The 15,420-nt window shown below is 70.0% G+C and carries 16 protein-coding genes and 1 pseudogene; 4 read left to right on the top strand and 13 right to left on the bottom strand.

Annotation, left to right across the window (positions count from 1 at the left end):
- Nucleotides 1-18: 18 nt before the first annotated feature.
- Entirely contained in the window at nt 19-912 is an 894-nt protein-coding gene (locus POF73_RS25580; protein ID WP_272119542.1) for an NAD(P)-dependent oxidoreductase, read from the top strand.
- Between the two features lie 231 nt (nt 913-1,143).
- Here the strand turns inward: POF73_RS25580 and POF73_RS25575 are convergent, their stop codons facing one another.
- The 8 genes from POF73_RS25575 to POF73_RS25540 form a co-directional block, all read right to left on the bottom strand.
- The gene (locus tag POF73_RS25575) at nt 1,144-1,767 is read right to left on the bottom strand and encodes an RraA family protein (RefSeq protein WP_272119540.1); all 624 of its coding nucleotides are present in this window, start codon (nt 1,765-1,767) and stop codon (nt 1,144-1,146) included.
- Between the two features lie 79 nt (nt 1,768-1,846).
- Nucleotides 1,847-3,865, bottom strand: coding sequence for a HelD family protein (locus POF73_RS25570; protein ID WP_272119538.1), 2,019 nt, complete (start codon nt 3,863-3,865; stop codon nt 1,847-1,849).
- A 79-nt stretch (nt 3,866-3,944) separates the two neighbouring features.
- Nucleotides 3,945-4,565, bottom strand: a complete 621-nt coding sequence (locus tag POF73_RS25565; protein ID WP_272119536.1) for a TetR/AcrR family transcriptional regulator — start codon at nt 4,563-4,565, stop codon at nt 3,945-3,947.
- 9 nt (nt 4,566-4,574) lie between these two features.
- Entirely contained in the window at nt 4,575-5,651 is a 1,077-nt protein-coding gene (locus POF73_RS25560; RefSeq protein WP_272119534.1) for an aminoglycoside phosphotransferase family protein, read from the bottom strand.
- The gene (locus POF73_RS25555; protein WP_272119532.1) at nt 5,608-6,393 is read right to left on the bottom strand and encodes an HAD family hydrolase; all 786 of its coding nucleotides are present in this window, start codon (nt 6,391-6,393) and stop codon (nt 5,608-5,610) included. The genes POF73_RS25560 and POF73_RS25555 overlap by 44 nt, the downstream gene beginning before the upstream one ends.
- Nucleotides 6,383-7,606, bottom strand: coding sequence for a phosphotransferase family protein (locus POF73_RS25550; RefSeq protein ID WP_272119530.1), 1,224 nt, complete (start codon nt 7,604-7,606; stop codon nt 6,383-6,385). Before POF73_RS25550 ends, POF73_RS25555 begins: the two co-directional genes overlap by 11 nt.
- 74 nt (nt 7,607-7,680) lie before the next feature.
- Nucleotides 7,681-8,502 carry a GntR family transcriptional regulator gene (locus POF73_RS25545; protein ID WP_272119528.1) on the bottom strand — a complete coding sequence of 274 codons (822 nt, stop codon included), beginning with the start codon at nt 8,500-8,502 and terminating at the stop codon, nt 7,681-7,683.
- Between the two features lie 406 nt (nt 8,503-8,908).
- Nucleotides 8,909-9,787, bottom strand: coding sequence for a GntR family transcriptional regulator (locus tag POF73_RS25540; protein WP_272119525.1), 879 nt, complete (start codon nt 9,785-9,787; stop codon nt 8,909-8,911).
- 174 nt (nt 9,788-9,961) lie between these two features.
- Here POF73_RS25540 and POF73_RS25535 point away from each other — a divergent pair, with 174 nt between their 5' ends.
- Complete coding sequence (locus POF73_RS25535; protein WP_272119523.1) at nt 9,962-10,150, top strand: hypothetical protein; 189 nt, start codon at nt 9,962-9,964, stop codon at nt 10,148-10,150.
- 11 nt (nt 10,151-10,161) lie between these two features.
- Here the strand turns inward: POF73_RS25535 and POF73_RS25530 are convergent, their stop codons facing one another.
- Nucleotides 10,162-11,001 carry a winged helix-turn-helix domain-containing protein gene (locus POF73_RS25530; RefSeq protein WP_272119818.1) on the bottom strand — a complete coding sequence of 280 codons (840 nt, stop codon included), beginning with the start codon at nt 10,999-11,001 and terminating at the stop codon, nt 10,162-10,164.
- Between the two features lie 261 nt (nt 11,002-11,262).
- On the opposite strand from POF73_RS25530, the gene POF73_RS25525 reads away from it, so the two are divergent.
- Nucleotides 11,263-11,448, top strand: coding sequence for a hypothetical protein (locus POF73_RS25525; protein WP_272119522.1), 186 nt, complete (start codon nt 11,263-11,265; stop codon nt 11,446-11,448).
- Nucleotides 11,449-11,603: 155 nt separating this feature from the next.
- On the opposite strand, the pseudogene POF73_RS25520 reads toward POF73_RS25525, so the two are convergent.
- Together POF73_RS25520 and POF73_RS25515 are read right to left on the bottom strand one after the other, a co-directional pair.
- Nucleotides 11,604-12,616, bottom strand: a pseudogene (locus POF73_RS25520) (sterol carrier protein domain-containing protein).
- A 155-nt stretch (nt 12,617-12,771) separates the two neighbouring features.
- Nucleotides 12,772-13,389 (bottom strand): RsiG family protein, encoded by a 618-nt coding sequence (locus POF73_RS25515; protein WP_272119520.1) that lies wholly within the window; start codon nt 13,387-13,389, stop codon nt 12,772-12,774.
- A 158-nt stretch (nt 13,390-13,547) separates the two neighbouring features.
- Here POF73_RS25515 and dtd point away from each other — a divergent pair, with 158 nt between their 5' ends.
- Nucleotides 13,548-13,973 carry a D-aminoacyl-tRNA deacylase gene (gene dtd / locus POF73_RS25510; protein ID WP_272119518.1) on the top strand — a complete coding sequence of 142 codons (426 nt, stop codon included), beginning with the start codon at nt 13,548-13,550 and terminating at the stop codon, nt 13,971-13,973.
- Nucleotides 13,974-13,995: 22 nt separating this feature from the next.
- On the opposite strand, the gene ygfZ is transcribed toward dtd, so the two are convergent.
- Together ygfZ and POF73_RS25500 are read right to left on the bottom strand one after the other, a co-directional pair.
- Nucleotides 13,996-14,961, bottom strand: a complete 966-nt coding sequence (gene ygfZ, locus POF73_RS25505) for a CAF17-like 4Fe-4S cluster assembly/insertion protein YgfZ (RefSeq protein WP_272119516.1) — start codon at nt 14,959-14,961, stop codon at nt 13,996-13,998.
- A gap of 10 nt (nt 14,962-14,971) precedes the next feature.
- Nucleotides 14,972-15,409: a Fur family transcriptional regulator gene (locus POF73_RS25500; RefSeq protein WP_272119515.1), complete on the bottom strand. Its 438-nt coding sequence runs from the start codon at nt 15,407-15,409 to the stop codon at nt 14,972-14,974.
- Between the last annotated feature and the right edge of the window lie 11 nt (nt 15,410-15,420).

The following is a 15,420-nucleotide window of genomic DNA, read 5'->3' as shown; positions in this document are numbered from 1 at the left end:
CTTACAAGGAGTTGAGTCATGCCCACCCACGACCACGAATCCGCCGTCACCGTCCTCGGTCTCGGCCCGATGGGCCGCGCCCTGGCGGGTGCGTTCCTGGACGCGGGGCTGCGGGTCACCGTCTGGAACCGCACGCCCGGGCGGGACGGGGAGCTCCTCGACCGTGGTGCCACGTCGGCCGCGTCCCCGGCGGAGGCGGTCGCCGCCAGCGCGCTGACCGTCGTCTGCGTGGTGAACTACGACGCCGCCGACGCCGTTCTGCGGCAGGACGCGGTGACCGACGCGCTCAAGGGCCGTACGGTCGTGAACCTGACCGCCGACACCCCGGCCCGCGCCCGGGACACGGCCGAGTGGGCCGCCGCGCACGGCGTCCGCTACCTGGACGGCGCGATCATGACGCCGACCACGACGATCGGCACGGCCGACGGGGTGTTCATCCACAGCGGCCCCGAGGAGCTCTACCGCGAGCACCGGCCCGTCCTCGACGCGCTCGGCGGCACCCACACCCACCTCGGCGAGGACATCGGCCGCGCCGCCGCCTACGACATCGCCCTGCTCGACATCTTCTGGACGGCGATGGCCGGCTACGCGCACGCCGTGGCCGTGGCCCAGGCCGAGGGCATCACCGCGCGGGAACTCGCCCCGTTCGCCCAGGGCATCAGCGCGATCCTGCCGGCGCTCTTCGAGGAGTTCGCGGGCGACGTCGACGACCGCACCTACTCCGGCGAACTCAACCCCATCACGTCCGCCGTCTCGACCATGGCCCACATCGTCGAGGCCTCCGAGTCCCACGGCATCGAGGCGAACGTGATCCGCGCCGCCGAAGGCCTGGCCCGCCGCGTCGTCGCCCTCGGCCACGGCACGGACGGCTACATGCGCGTCGTCGAACTCCTGGGCCGCGCCCGGCGATAGCCCACTCCTCCAGGGCGGCCAGGTGCCGGCCGGTGAGGGCCGCGCCCGCGTCATCCCCCAGGTCCGCGGCCCACACCGGCCACCTCGAACCCCCAGGTCCGCGGCCCACACCGGCCACCTCGAACCCCCAGTCCTCGAACCCCCCAGTCCTCCCCCTCCAGTCCTCGCCCCCCAGTCCTCGAACCCCTCAGCCCTCCCCCTCCAGTCCTCGCCCCCCAGCCCTCGAACCCCTCAGCCCTCGAACCCCTTCTCCGCGAGGATCTTGTCGATCCGCGCCCGATGCGCCGCTTCCCAGTCGTCCAGGGTCTCCGCGGCCTCCTTGGCCAGCTTGGCCCGGGCCGCCGCGAGCACCTCGTCCCGGCGGGCGGCCGGCACGACCACGACGCCCTCCTCGTCGGCCACCACGATGTCCCCGGCGTCGACCGACACGCCCCCGCACCGCACCCGCTCGTTCAGCGGCCGTACGACGGACTTGCCGCCCGGGATCGGGATGACGCCGCGTGCGAACACCGGGAACTCGATCTCCCGTACCTCCGCCAGGTCCCGGATCAGCCCGTCGGCGACGAACCCGGCGACGCCACGGCGGTGGGCGACGGCGCAGACGTTCCCGCCGGCCAGCGCGTAGTCCAGGTCGCCCGACTCCACCACGACGACCGATCCGGGCTCGGCGCGGTGGATGGCCGCGTGCAGCATCAGGTTGTCGCCGGGCGGGCACCGCACGGTGAACGCCGGCCCGGCGATGCGCGGCACCGGGTTCCACAGCGGACGCATCCCGATGTCCATCACCTGCTCACGGCCCAGCAGGTCGGCGAGGGTGGTCGTGGGGATCTCCTGGAATTCGTTCATGGCAGTCATACAAGGAAAGTTACCGTCATGACCATGACCGCCGGGGCGGCGGAGGATCCGCGCCGGAACCCGCCGCCGCCCCGAAAGGTCACCACGGCAACGGCCTCCCGTGCACCACCTCCAACCCCGCCACCGCCCGCGTCACCACCACATACAGCCGGTGCAGCCCCCGCTCCTCCGCCTCCACGATCGCCGCCGGCTCCACGGCGACGACATGGTCGTACTCCAGCCCCTTCACCACACTCGCCGACACGACCGCCACCCGCGCCCCGAGCTCGTCCGCACCCCCCACCTGGATCCCGGCCGCCCCCAGCGCCGCCCGCACCCGCCCCACATCCCCGTCGGCCGCGACGACCCCCACGGATCCCTCCCGGCCCAGCGCGTCCCGTACGGCGCCCACGACCGCGCCCGGCAGATCGCCCCCGGCCTCCCGGAACCTCAACTCCCCGTCGCCGCGCAGCGAACGGGCCTCGGGCACCTCCACGTCCAGCCGCTCCAGCAGCCGGTTGGCCAGCGCCAGCACCGCCCCGGGCACCCGGAACCCGGTGGTCAGCGGCACGACCGCCGCGTCCGGTTTGCCGAGGTGCCGTAGCACCGTCCCCCACGACCGCGCGGCCCACGGCGTCGTCCCCTGCGCCAGATCCCCGAGCACGGTCACCGACCCGAACGGCGCCCGGCGCGCGATCGCCCGGCACTCCATCGGCGACAGATCCTGCGCCTCGTCGACGACGACATGGCCGTACCCCTGCGGATGCTCGATGAGCCCGGCCACCTCGTCGAGCAGCACCAGGTCGGCGGCCGACCAGCGCGCCGACTTCCACGACCGCGGCGGCTTGGCCCACAGCAGCGCCTTCTGCTCCTCGCCGTCCAGCACCCCGTCGGCGGCGGCCGCCAGCACGGCCGGCTCCCCGAGCAACGCGGCCACCACCTCCTCGGGCCGAACCCGCGGCCATACGGCGTCGACGTACGCGCCCACCGCCCGCGCCCCCGAGATCCTCCGCACCCACGCCGCGCTCTGCGGCCCCGCCCGCCGTTCGGCCTGCTCCTGGATGCGCCGCACCACCCGCGTACGCACCCGCTCCCGCCCGACGCCGTACGGCGGCTCCTCTCCCCGCACCCCCGCGACGATCCGCCCCAGCTCCTCCGCCGAAACCCGCCACCGGTACGAACCGTCCGGCACGACAAGGGAGTCGACGGCCCCGCCCCGGCCCCCCACCCGGGCGTACAGCGCCCGGCGCAGCACCTCCGCCATCCGGACGTCGTGCTTCAGGACACCCGCGCGCTCGCCGTCCACCCCGCGGACCGGACATCCGGCGATCTCCTCCCCGAGCGTCGACTGCCGCACGCCCGTCTCGCCGAGGGCCGGGAGGACCTGGGAGATGTACGACAGGAAGGTCCGGTTGGGTCCGAGGATCAGCAGGCCGCCGCGCCGGATGCGCTGCGGGTGGGTGTAGAGCAGATACGCGGCGCGGTGCAGTCCGACGGCGGTCTTGCCGGTGCCGGGCGCGCCCTGCACGCACACCGACATGGCCAGCTCCCCCCGTACGAGATCGTCCTGCTCGGGCTGGATGGTGGCCGCGATGTCCCGCATGGGCCCGACACGGGGCCGCTCGATCTCCCGGGCGACGATGTCGCTGACGCGCGACTCGCCCCGGTCGAGGTGCTCGTCCTCCAGCCCGGTCAGGTCGGCGGAGTCACCGCGGCTGCCGGGCGCCCAGCCGAACCGTCGGCGTACGGAGACGCCCTGCGGATCACGGGCCGTGGCCTGGTAGAAGGCGCGGGAGACGGGGGCTCGCCAGTCGACGACGAGGGGCGGCTCGGCCGGGCGCTCGGTGATCCGCAGCCGCCCGATGTGCAGGCTCTGCCGACCGGCCTCCAGCCGCCCGAAGAACAGGGGCCCTTCGGGGAGCTCACGCATCGCCTTCGCATGACTGCGCAGCTGGTACCCCAGCACCTCGGCATCGGCACCGGAGGCGGAGACGTCCGCACCGGTGACGACGTGCTCCTGGGCCCCGTCGACCATGGCGGAGAGGGCGGTCCGGCAGCGGTCGTGGTGAGCGCGTTCCTGGACGAGGGCGTGGTGGAGGGCGGGTTCAGGTGACGTCATTCCATGGAGCGTACCGAAAATTCGTAACCGAGTTAAATTTTTTACTCAGGCACTCAGAACCATCGGCTGCTGCTCAGCATCACTGGCTGTCGTGCGCGGCCAGCCACGGCAGCCCCGCCTCCAACAGCCCGAACGCCCGCTCGGCCGCCGCCACGGCATCCGCCTTCACCTTCGCGACGGGCTCCCCGCCGGCGATCCGCCGCCAGTTCTCGTTCGCGAGGATCCGCTGTACGGCGACGATCTGCCCGGCGGCCAGCCGTGCGTCCAGATCCCCGCCGAGCGCCTCGGCGAGCGCGGCCTCCGAACGCTGCTGAAAGGTGTACGCGCGGGCGACGAGGGACGGGGTCCCGTACAGCAGCGAGTGAAAGGCGAGCACCTCGGGATGGTCGTTCAGGCCGGTCACGGGATCGCACCGGTCCAGCCCGTCCAGAAAGTGCCGCCGCAGCGCCGCGACCGGCGAGGGCCCCTCCCGTACGACCCGCGCGGCCTCGTCCTCGTGGTCGGCGAACCGGTACAGGACGAGGTCCTCCTTCGCCGGGAAGTACCGGAAGAGCGTCGGCTTGGAGATCTCCGCGGCTGCGGCCACCTCGGCGACGGAGACGGCGTCGAAGCCCTTCTCCAGGAAGAGGCGGATGGCGGTGTCCGACAGGGTCTGGTACATCCGCCGCTTCTTGCGCTCGCGCAGGCCGATCTCGCTCATGGGGCGAGCCTACGCAGCGGCGCCGGCGGCGGAGGCACGCTGCCATGCGGCCAGGCTCGCCGCGATCTGGCGCCGGGACGGAACGGACGCCATGCCCAGCGGTTCGGCCCCTCTTTCGAGGACCTGGCGCAGCTGCCCTGCCGCCCGGACGACCGACAGGGCATCGGACCGCAGGGTGAGGGCCTGCCTGATGACGTCGGTGAAGACGGACTGGGCCCGCTTGAACGCCAGGATGACGGGGAGATCCTCCGCCGCCCCTCGGGACATACCGGTCCGTACGGCCTCGACGGTAGCCGCCCAGCGAGCCGTCACCTGATGTGCCTGCCAGCCGGGATAGCGCATCAGATACAGATGAGTGGCCAGGTCGTACAGCGGGTCGCCGAGCATCGCCAACTCCCAGTCGATGACCCACAGCCGCCCCTCGCGGTCGACGATCAGGTTCTCCCGGTGCAGGTCGCAGTGGAGCAGGCAGAACGGCCGCGGAGCGAGGCCCGCGACCGACTTGCGCAAGTACTTGAAGGCATCGTCGTCGATGCCGAGGGACCGGAAGAGTGCCCCGAAGCTGTCCAGGTTCTCCTGATAGACCCGCTCCTCGACGAAGCAGACCAGCCTTTCGAGAAATCCGGCGCTGTCCCCCTCCTCCGGCCGGTCCTCCCTCTGACAGCGGCGCTCGACGCGCAACGTTCCGCCGGTGATCGCCGCCAGTTGACGAAAGGTATGGACGAGCTCGTCTACACAGGAACCCGGAATCGCGGTGCCCCGCCGGTGCCCCGCCCCCAGAGTCCGGCCGTCGATGAACCGCTGCAACGTGGCAGTGCCGACACCGATCATCTCCGGCACGCACTCGACCCGCCCGGCAAGTGCGGCGAGCAGCTCGTCCTCGGACGCGAAGCACCTCCGGTCGAACCACAGGACGGCCCGCCGAGGTTCACGGCACTTCCAGCGCGCACCGCCCGAGAACCCGTCCGGCAGCGCTATAACATACGTCTCGTTGTAGTAGCCCGCCAGCGGCCCCTCGACCGCAGACGCGTCCCCCGACAGCTCAACGGCACGCAGTCTCGTCCACGAGGCGGTCTCCTGGCCCACCGGCACTCCTCTCCCCCGCCTGGTCGAGCAGCGGAGCGTACTCCCCCAGCACGATATCCGCGTCGGCATTGCGCAGCCGCGTCCGTTTCAGCTCGTTCCTGCCATACCCGATGAACCGGACGCCCGCCGACCTGGCGGCCTCGACGTCCGTCGGGGTGTCGCCGATCATCACCGCGTTCGTCGGTGGGACGCCCAGGTCCCCCAGGGCACGGAACAGGGTGTCGGGGTGCGGTTTCATCAGGTCGAGGTCGGTGGTGCGGCCATGGATGACCTTGAAGTACCGGCGCAGACCGCGGATTCGAAGGTAACTGTCCGCCGCGATCCGGGAGTTGTTGGTGACGACAGCGAGGAGCAGTCCTTGTCCGGCCAGTTGCCGGATGAGTACGTCCGCCTTCGGTGTGAGCGGTGCCGGACGCCTCACCGCTTTCAACTCACCGCTGGTCACGCACTTTTCGAGCGCCCTGACGAGGTCACCGCGAGCGGCGCCGCGCACCCGGCGGGCAGCGCGCAGCAGCAGATGTGGATCCTTGCCGGTCCGCTCCTCCCCGATCAGTACGTCCACGACACCGAAATCCGCCATCACCTTCCGGACCTCGTCGGCCAGGGGCCTCGACGAGTCGTCGGGAAACAGCTGGCAGATCGGGCCGTCGAAGTCGAAGAGGACGCACCGCACCCCCGAGCCGTCCGCAACGGGCGAGAGGAGCTTCCGCGCGCCGACGATGTCATCCAGTTCAACAGCCATGCCGCTCCAAGCGTTCCGCTACCGCGCCGTTGCCGGGGTGGCTTCCCCGAAGGTTCTTCCCTTTTAGATCATTTTGCCCCGCATTCCTGTTCCGGTGTCGGCCCATCGACACGCGCCCGTCGGAGGCGTACCAGCGACGCAGCGCCTCCTCCGCCGTGCGTTCGTCCGGCGGCTCGTCCACGAGGCACAGTGCCGCCCAGGCCCGCCGCACCGCCCGGCACACCTGACGGGCGGCGACGGCGAAATGCAGGTCGGTGGGGCGCTCCGGCAGACCGGCCGCGGCCCGCATCACGTCGGCGAACACCGACTGCGCGTATTCCAGGGCGAGATACACCGGCAGGTCGTGACGCATCCCGGTGGTCAGTTCCGCATGTCCGGCTCGCAACATCGCGTCGGCCCACAGCTGGACCATCTGCTCGTGTTCCGTCCGGCCGTAGTTCATCCGAACGAGATGTGTGGCCAGGTCGTGGAGCGGGTCACCGATCATCGCCAGCTCCCAGTCGATGACGACGGGCCGCTCCCCGCCCGGCCCCGGCGAGAGCACGATGTTCGCGCGGTGGACGTCCGTGTGGAGCAGTACGAAGGGCCGTGAGGTGAGCGGTCGCGCGGAGTCCAGGAACCGCTCCATCGCGTCCTCGGGAATACCCACCGCTTCGAAGAGCTCTCCGAAGCGCCCCTGGTTGGCCCGGTGGACGTGCTCCCCGGTGAACCGCGCCTGCCAGGCCAGAAAGCCCTGGCTGTCGCCGTGCTCCGGCCAGTCGGCCGGCGGCGGCGAAAGACCGTCGAGTGGCACCTCGGCCAGGGCGGCGAAGAACTCGGCCAACGCCGCCAACCGGTCCGCGCCCACCGTGCCCTCGGCTGCCACGTCGGACAGCACACGGCCGGGAACGTGGGTGTGCAGGGACCAGTTGTCGTGGTCCACGAGGCAGCGCGGGGTGTCCGCGCCGAGCCGGATCCGTACGGCATCCAGTACCTGCGACTCGCGCCGCCAGATCCGCGGCACGACCTCGATCGTCTCCATGGGCGTACGGAACTTGGCGAGGGCACGGCCGGAACCGGCTCCCAGCAGGAAGGCCAGCGGCTGCCCCAGGGGCAGGACGGTGTTGCTGTTGTGGTGGCCGATGACCACCGTTCCGCCGGGGCTCCTGCGCCGGGCCTCGGCGAGGAGACGCACCAGGCGCCGGTGTGTCCGGCGAGACAGTTGGGGGGACATGAAGGCGCAGATTAGCCCGCCGTGAGAGCTTCGTTCTCCCGTACCGCCTTTTGGGCGCAACTGAAGACATTCGGTCAGTTCCCGACACCGGGGGTGCCCAGTTGGTCCCAGACGGATTCGAACCAGTCCTGCATGCTGGAGAAGAACACCGAATCGTGTGACTCCGCGTCCTCTTCCCGCTGGTGGAAGGTGAGGGGCGATCTCAGACCGAGGACGTCCAGGGCCGGGACGGCATCGCCACCGACCGGGATCTCCAGGCGCACCGGTACGTAGGGGCCGAACAGCATCTCCGAGTCGTTGAACACGTACAGCTTGAACTCCGGGATCAGGGGCACCTTGCGGATCTTCACTGCGACCTCGATGCCGGGAGGAAACTGCGCCAGCAGGTACCGCATCTCCTCCTCGCGCTGCTGGGCGATGTCCCGGAACCGGTCCCACACCCTGTGGTCACCCGGCTCCACGGCCCGGGGATACGGGCGGGGCTCGTCCGTCGACGGCAGCATCATGCGCACCGTCACCCGCTCCGGAGTGATCTCGCGGGCCATGATGCGCTCGGCCTGCACCCTGATGTGGCCGACCAGCGTCTCGGCGGTCAGGGTGTAGACGTCCAGGGACACCGCCGGGCTCTCGAACGCCTTGCGGATCACCGGGCCGAGCGTCCTCCGGCCCGGGCGTCCCGGCGACGGCTCCGGGGTGACACCGCTCGCCGCCCGCAGCACCTTGATCCCGCTGCCTTGGCGGGAACTGACCAGCCCCTCTTCGACGAGTGGCTTCAGGGCCTTCTGCACGGTGTCCCGGGAGACGCCGAATATGACCGCGAGCTCCCGCTGCGGCGGAAGCGTGTCGCCCGGCCCGTAGGTCCCCTCCGACAGCCACTCGCGCAGGTCGTTCTCCACGCGCGAAGCCCTGCCTCCGCTCTCGCCCCTGCCTGCGCTTCCCGAGGTGACCACAGGCCGAACCTACCGCCATCCGTCCATTACCACACCACTTCTGACCAAAATCCCCTACCGATTGGACTATTGGTTAGTCGATCAGTCAGTCCGGGAACAGCCATATCAAGGCAAGCAGTCCAATTGGCCGAACAAGGTCAACATAAGTCGGCAAGTGGAACGATCGGAGGCGAGGGCTGTGACAGACGCCAACATGCGATCTCGGTCAACTCGCCCTGGTGGCAAGCCACTTGGCAGGCAGGGTCTCCGGGTCACCAGGTCGGACAATCCGCCGGCTGCGGGAAATTGGCCTGAAAATGTGGAAGGGAAGCCCCCACATGTGGCCGCCCGATGCCACCGCACGCGTCCGGCGTCAACCCAGCTTCAGATCCGTGGTGATGGTCTCCCAGAGGGCGTCGAACCACTTCTGGGACTCCTCCACGAACGCGGTGTCGCGCTGCCCCACCTTCTTCTCGAAGGAGAAGAGCAGGGACTCGGTGCCCAGGACGTCGTACATGTCCAGCGCTCCGCTGTCCGAGACCTCCTCGCGGCGCGCGATCAGGTAGTACGCGATCAGCGCCTCCGTGCCGTTGAGGAGGTACAGCTTCACCGGCGGCGTGAAGGGCAGGGCGCGGAACGTGACACGTACGTCGATGCCGTGCGTGCCGCGCAAAGCACGCAGGTTGTGCCGCAGGACCTGACCCTGGGCGTTGCGCTGGGCCAGCCAGCGCTGGTGAACCGGGTCGTCCTCGCCGCGGCCCTCGACCGGGACCGGGAAGGCCAGGTCGACGTCGCGGCTCGGCAGCAGGATGCGGACGCCGATCGACTCGGGGCGGACACGGCCCTCGTGGATCTGCCGGATCGGCTCACCCAGCGCCATCATGAGCGTCTCCGCCGTCAGACAGACCACGTCGATCCGCACGTGCTGTGCCGCGAACGCCTCCGTGAGCCGCGGTGCCAGTCCGACCATCGTCGGCTGGGGCTCCGCCCGGTCCGAGGCGGGCTCGGCGATCCGCGGGGGGCTGCCCTTGCTGACGTTGCTGAGCAGGCCGTCCTCCTGGAGCGCCCGGAGGGCCTGCCGCACAGTGCCGCGCTCCACACCGAACTCCTCGGCGAGTTCGGCCTGGGTGGGCAGGCGGTCTCCCGCCCTGAGCTCCCCGACGCGGATTCGCTCCCGCAGAGCGTCGGCGATCTGCTGGGGCGAACGTCTCCTGCTGCCGTTCACTGCCATGTTCTCCTCGGCCACGACCAAACGCTACGACCCCATCCCGATTCAGGGGAGTTCTTCGGAGGCTGTTTAGGGCTACCCACCAAGTTGGTACAAGATAACCAGAGTTGGTCACCAACTTCGACCAACTCGGCGGAGTTACAGCACACTTCCCACCGAAGGGGGACTTCTTCCTTCCCGCCCCAAGGAGACACCGTCGTGGAAATCACCCGGATCGTCACCGCTGCCATGGGCCTCACCGCGCAGGAGTTCCTTCGGTGGAGGTACGGCGCGCCGGGCCTCCTCGCGCTGGCACTGCTCATCGTCGGCATCAAGGTCCGCAACCAGACGTGCAGCGCCATCGGCGCCATCGCACTCGCCCTGCTGGTCTCAAGGCCGGCGCTGTGAGCCGCCGGCGATCAGGTCAGCGACAAGTCGCTGCTGATGGTCTCCCACAGTGCGTTGAACGACAGGTGGGACTGCTCCACGAACGCGGTGTCCTGGCACCCGGCCCCGCGCTCGAAGGCGAACAGCGGAGACCGCGTGCCATCGGCGTCGTACGTCTCCAGATACTGGTCGTCGATCTCCACCTCACGGCGCGTCAGCGTGTAGTAGGAGAAGAGCACCTCCGCGTTGTTGAGCACGTACAGCTTCACCGGCGGAGTGAACGGCAGCGCACGGAAGCTGACCCGCACATCGATGCCGTGCGTGGCACGCAGCGCCAGCAGATTGTGCTGGAGCACCTGCCCCTGGGCATTGCGCCGGGCGAGCCAGTGGCGCCGCAGCTGTTCGTCGGCGCCGTCGGCCGAGTCGTCCACCGGTGCCGGGAACGCGAGCGGGATGTCGCGGCTCGGCAGCAGGACCCGGACGTCGACCTTGGCCGGTTTCAGCTGCCCGGCGTGGATCTGGCGGAGCGGTTCGCCGAGGGCGAGCGTGAGCGAGACCGAGGTGAGGCACAGGGCGTCGATCTCGACGTGCGGGGCCGCGAAGGCGGCGGCGATGCGCGGGGCGAGGGCGACCATGGTGGACTGCGGCGGAGCTCCCGGGCCGGCCGGCGCTTTGCCGAGGTCGGGGGCGACGGTCGCCGGGGCCCCTTTGGACACGTTGGTGAGCAGGTGCTCGGACTGAAGGATGCGCAGGGCCTGCCGTACGGCTCCGCGCTCGACGCCGAACTCGTCGGCCAGCTTGGCCTGGGTGGGCATGCGCTGACCAGGTCGCAGCGCACCGGACCTGATCCGGCGGCGCAGCTCATCCGCCACTTTGCGGGGCGACGGCGCACCCTTCTTACCCCTGTCGAGGGCGGCGTCCTTCACGTTCACACCGGAAGATTACAACTTTGCGCCATCTCAGGGCAGTTAACCGGCAGATGGTTACCAGACACTTCCAAGACAGCGCAACTCACGGTAAGTTGGTCGCCAACTTACTCAACATGGTTGCACTTTCCGATGGTTGGTCGCTCTGACGCCTTCAGCACCTCACATCGGCGGGGTCCCCTCCGCCCACTCGGAAGGATGGACCTCATGCCGATCGTCTTCCTCTTCGTCGCCGCCCTGGCGGTCGGGTTCGAGCAGCTGCTCCAGGTCAGGTACGGCGTGATGGGCATCATCGCCTTTCTCGCGCTGACCCTGGGGATCAAGGCCAGGAACACCATGATCGGCGGCATCGGAGCGGTCATCCTCGTGATGCTGCTCACCCAGTCCGGCTGACCGGGCTCCCTTCCGGAGGGGAGCCGGGAGCTCGGTCAGTCAGCACCAACAGCACAGTCACAACTCAACATCGACAACTGAACAACGACATCGCACAGCCACAACTGAACAGCTCGCTACGGATGAGCAGACCTGTCGCCGGCCGAGAGGAGGGATCAGAACTGGTCCGGGCACCGAGGTCGCCTGGACGTACGAAGCAGGGCGTCGGCCACCAGGGCGGCGCCCGCTCGTTCTTCCCGCACCCGGCCCAGCGCGGCAAGCCGTACGGCGGACTCGTCACCGAGCCACAGACGGCTCAAGTCGCCGATGTCGAGGGTGAGTTCGGCGGCAGAAGTGGTCGGCGTGCTGGAGGCCCCGTCCGCCGTCACCTCCAGCCGATAACGCCCACCGGCCAGCCCCGCCGCGTCCACGACATCGAGCACCAACACACCCTCCCCCCTCGTACGTCCGCGCCTCCAGAGCCCGTACGACATCCAGGATCCGCACCCACAACCAATCCCTGAGCGTCGTGATCCGGGCGGCCCGCGGGTCCGGGAGTTGGAAGGGCGACAGGTCGTCGGGGGCCCGCCAACCGCTGTTCACGGTCGTGATCCAGTCGATCGAGCACAGATGACGCCACCGCGCGCTCCGCGTCCGGTATCGACGTGACCAGCCAGTTCACGGTCGCCGTGTTCAACGGCTGCTTGCCGTCGCCCCAGTGGTCGTCCGCCGTGTACGACACCAGCCCCTCGACCTCGCCGCCCGACGAGCGGTACACGGCGAAGAAGGGATCGATCCACGGGACCCTGCCCAGGTGCAGCGCCCCGGTGTTGATCTGCCACCAGCGGCCGTCGCGGTCGACGGCACCCGGCTGGGCGCGACGCACCCGCTCGTACAGCTCCGGGCCGATCTTGCGTACGTCCGCCCCGTCCACGATGTCGATACGGCCGCCCTTCTCCGGGCCGGCCCACCTCGGGTCGAGGCCGGTGCGGGGGACGTCCACGGTCCACTGGGCCGACCAGGTCGCGGGACCGAAGCCGTGGCGGCCGTAGATCGGGTACTCGGCGGCGATCTCCGCCTCGGAGACGTCGGGGGTGCGCAGGAAGCCGGTGTGCAGGGCCCGGGTCCAGTCGGGGATGTCGGCCTGGGTGATCGGGCAGACGTCGATGTGGGGGCCGGGGCGGGTCATGGGGTCACGGTAGGCGGGCGCCGTGGCAGGAGTCGTCGCATTTTCCTCGCCCCCGCCGGACGGGCTGAGAACCAGCCCCTCCGGCGTTTGAGAAGCGGGGGTCCAGGGAGCGGAGCCCCCTGGCGGGTCGAAGGGAAAGCGCCCCTTCCCTTCGGCTACGTCAAGAGGTCGTCCACCTGGGCCTCGCCGTCCCGGTACCGTCGTGCGATCTCCGCGCTGCAGTCGTCGGCCGTCCGCTGCAACCGCTGGCGGCGCCGCGACACCTGCTGCTCGTAGCGCACGAGCCGCCCCATCGCGGTGTTCAGCTCGACGTCCGTACGTGCCTCCAGGTCGGACAGTTCGACCTCCGCCAGCATCTCCGCCGCCAACCGCCGGTACTCCTCGCTCTGCGGGGTGCCCAGGGTCACATGGCGGGCCGAGGAGCGGTGGCGGGCCGGTGCGTCGGTCAGGATCTCCGGGAGACGGTCCACGACGGACGCCGCCCCGGCCGGGGAGCGGCGTGCCAGCTCCGCCCGCAGGATGTCGATCCGCCCCTGCAGCAGACGTCGTACATAACTCAGGTCCGCCTCGTCGCGCTGGGCGTCGCGGCGCAGGGTGCGCAGCTCCGGCAGGCTGAGTACGGTCAGATCGTGCTCGGGCGGTTCCACGGGCAGCCGTGGGCCCGGACCCGGGTCGTCGGCGGTGCGTTGTGTGGGCGGGCGGATGCCGTCCAGGTTGGCCGCCTGGTTCAACACGACAGCCGCAGGCGGCTGCCCGGTACTCGGTGTGCTCATGTGCCTCTACCGTCCCCTCGACCGGCGCGTGGAAGCATGGTGCCATCCCAACTGGCCGCTATGTGACCGAGTGCCCACGAACAGCCCCAGATGGGGGGTTAAGGAAACAAAAAGAAGCCCCTTACGAGGCACTCCCGCGCACACGGCATGATGGCGGCATGCGAGCTGTGGTGCAGAGAGTGGACGGCGCGAGTGTCGTCGTGGACGGTGAGACGGTCGGGGAGATCAGCGGCGAAGGGCTGTGCGTCCTGGTCGGGGTGACCCATGAGGACACCAAGGAGAAGGCCGCCCAACTCGCCCGCAAACTCTGGTCGATCCGCATGCTGCACGACGAGCGCTCGTGCAGCGACATCGACGCCCCGCTCCTGGTCATCAGCCAGTTCACCCTCTACGGCGACGCCCGCAAGGGCCGCCGCCCCACCTGGAACGCCGCCGCCCCCGGCGACGTCGCCGAGCCCCTGGTCGACGAGGTCGTCGCCCAACTCCGCGCCCTCGGCGCGACGGTGGCGACGGGCCGCTTCGGCGCCAAGATGCGGGTGTCCCTGACGAACGACGGCCCGTTCACCGTGCTGCTGGAGATCTGACTGCCGGAGATCTGGCGTACGCCTACGGCTCGACGACCACTTCCTGCGCGGCCGCCGTCTCTCCGGCCACGAGCCTCGCGTCCAGCGGCACGTTCCGCTTCACCAGCGCGAGCGCGACCGGGCCGAGCTCGTGGTGGCGTACGGACGTCGTGATGAAGCCGATCTTGCGGCCGTCCGGGTCCTCGTCGGCCAGCCGGATCTCGGTGCCGTGCGCCGGCACGTGGACCTCGCTGCCGTCCAGGTGCAGGAAGACCAGCCGGCGCGGCGGCTTGCCGAGGTTCTGGACGCGGGCCACGGTCTCCTGGCCGCGGTAGCAGCCCTTCTGCAGATGCACCGCGGTGCCGATCCAGCCCAGCTCGTGCGGGATGGTGCGGTGGTCGGTCTCGAAGCCGAGACGCGGGCGATGGTGCTCCACCCGCAGCGCCTCGTGGGCCAGGATCCCGGCCGGCGGGCCCGCCTTCTCGGCGTACGACTCCAGGTCGGCCCGGGGCAGGAAGAGGTCACGGCCGTACGCCGTCTCACGTACCGCGGCGCCCTCCGGCACCTCGGCGATCGAGCCGGCGGGCAGGTGGACGACCGCGAAGTCGGCGGTGCGGTCGGCGACCTCGACCTTGTAGAAGAACTTCATCGACTCCAGGTACGCGATCAGCGCCTCCTGGGTGCCGGGCTCGACATGGGCCCAGACCGTCGTCCCGTCGTCCACCAGATACAGCGCGTGCTCGATGTGGCCGTGCGCGGAGAGGATCAGCGCCTCGGTGGCCTCGCCGGTCGGCAGGTCGCTGACGTGCTGGGTGAGCAGCAGATGCAGCCAGCTCAGCCGGTCCTCGCCGGAGACGGTCACGACCCCGCGGTGCGAGAGGTCGACGAATCCGGTGCCGTCGGCGAGGGCACGCTGCTCACGGAACAGATCGCCGTAGTGGGCGGCGACGCCTTCGTCCACACCCTCGGCGGGCACGGCTCCGGGCAGGGACAGCAGAGGGCTCTTCATATGACTAACCCTACGACTCGGTAGTTGAACTCTTCAGCGCACAGTCCTTGCACCGGCCGAAGATCGCGAAGTGCTTCATGTCCGTGTCGAACCCGAAGGTCTGCCGCAGTTTGGCCGTGAACTCCGCGGCCACCGACACATCGGCCTCGATCACGTTCTGACAGTCGCGGCACACCAGATGGATGTGATGGTGCCGGTCCGCCAGGTGATACGTCGGCGCGCCGTGCCCGAGATGGGCGTGGCTGACCAGCCCCAGCTCCTCCAGGAGCTCCAGGGTCCGGTACACGGTGGAAATGTTGACCCCCGACGCCGTCTTCCTCACTTCCACGAGGATGTCGTCGGGGGTCGCGTGCTCAAGGGTGTCCACGGCTTCGAGCACGAGTTGCCGCTGCGGCGTCAGCCGGTAGCCGCGCTGCCTGAGGTCGCTCTTCCAGTCGGTGCTCACCACACCGACGAGTG

This window comes from Streptomyces sp. HD (assembly GCF_028369295.1).
In the GTDB taxonomy this organism is placed as follows: Bacteria; Actinomycetota; Actinomycetes; order Streptomycetales; family Streptomycetaceae; genus Streptomyces.
Note: the sequence above shows the minus strand (reverse complement) of the source record. Positions and strands in the feature narration are given on the sequence as shown.

Bases quoted from the DNA above. Each gene is read 5' to 3' on its own strand.
- POF73_RS25550 (WP_272119530.1), bottom strand. From the start codon at position 7,606: ATGTCCCCCCAACTGTCTCGCCGGACACACCGGCGCCTGGTGCGTCTC.
- dtd (WP_272119518.1), top strand. From the start codon at position 13,548: ATGCGAGCTGTGGTGCAGAGAGTGGACGGCGCGAGTGTCGTCGTGGAC.
- POF73_RS25575 (WP_272119540.1), bottom strand. From the start codon at position 1,767: ATGACTGCCATGAACGAATTCCAGGAGATCCCCACGACCACCCTCGCC.
- POF73_RS25515 (WP_272119520.1), bottom strand. From the start codon at position 13,389: ATGAGCACACCGAGTACCGGGCAGCCGCCTGCGGCTGTCGTGTTGAAC.
- POF73_RS25555 (WP_272119532.1), bottom strand. From the start codon at position 6,393: ATGGCTGTTGAACTGGATGACATCGTCGGCGCGCGGAAGCTCCTCTCG.
- POF73_RS25525 (WP_272119522.1), top strand. From the start codon at position 11,263: ATGCCGATCGTCTTCCTCTTCGTCGCCGCCCTGGCGGTCGGGTTCGAG.
- POF73_RS25580 (WP_272119542.1), top strand. From the start codon at position 19: ATGCCCACCCACGACCACGAATCCGCCGTCACCGTCCTCGGTCTCGGC.
- POF73_RS25570 (WP_272119538.1), bottom strand. From the start codon at position 3,865: ATGACGTCACCTGAACCCGCCCTCCACCACGCCCTCGTCCAGGAACGC.
- ygfZ (WP_272119516.1), bottom strand. From the start codon at position 14,961: ATGAAGAGCCCTCTGCTGTCCCTGCCCGGAGCCGTGCCCGCCGAGGGT.
- POF73_RS25565 (WP_272119536.1), bottom strand. From the start codon at position 4,565: ATGAGCGAGATCGGCCTGCGCGAGCGCAAGAAGCGGCGGATGTACCAG.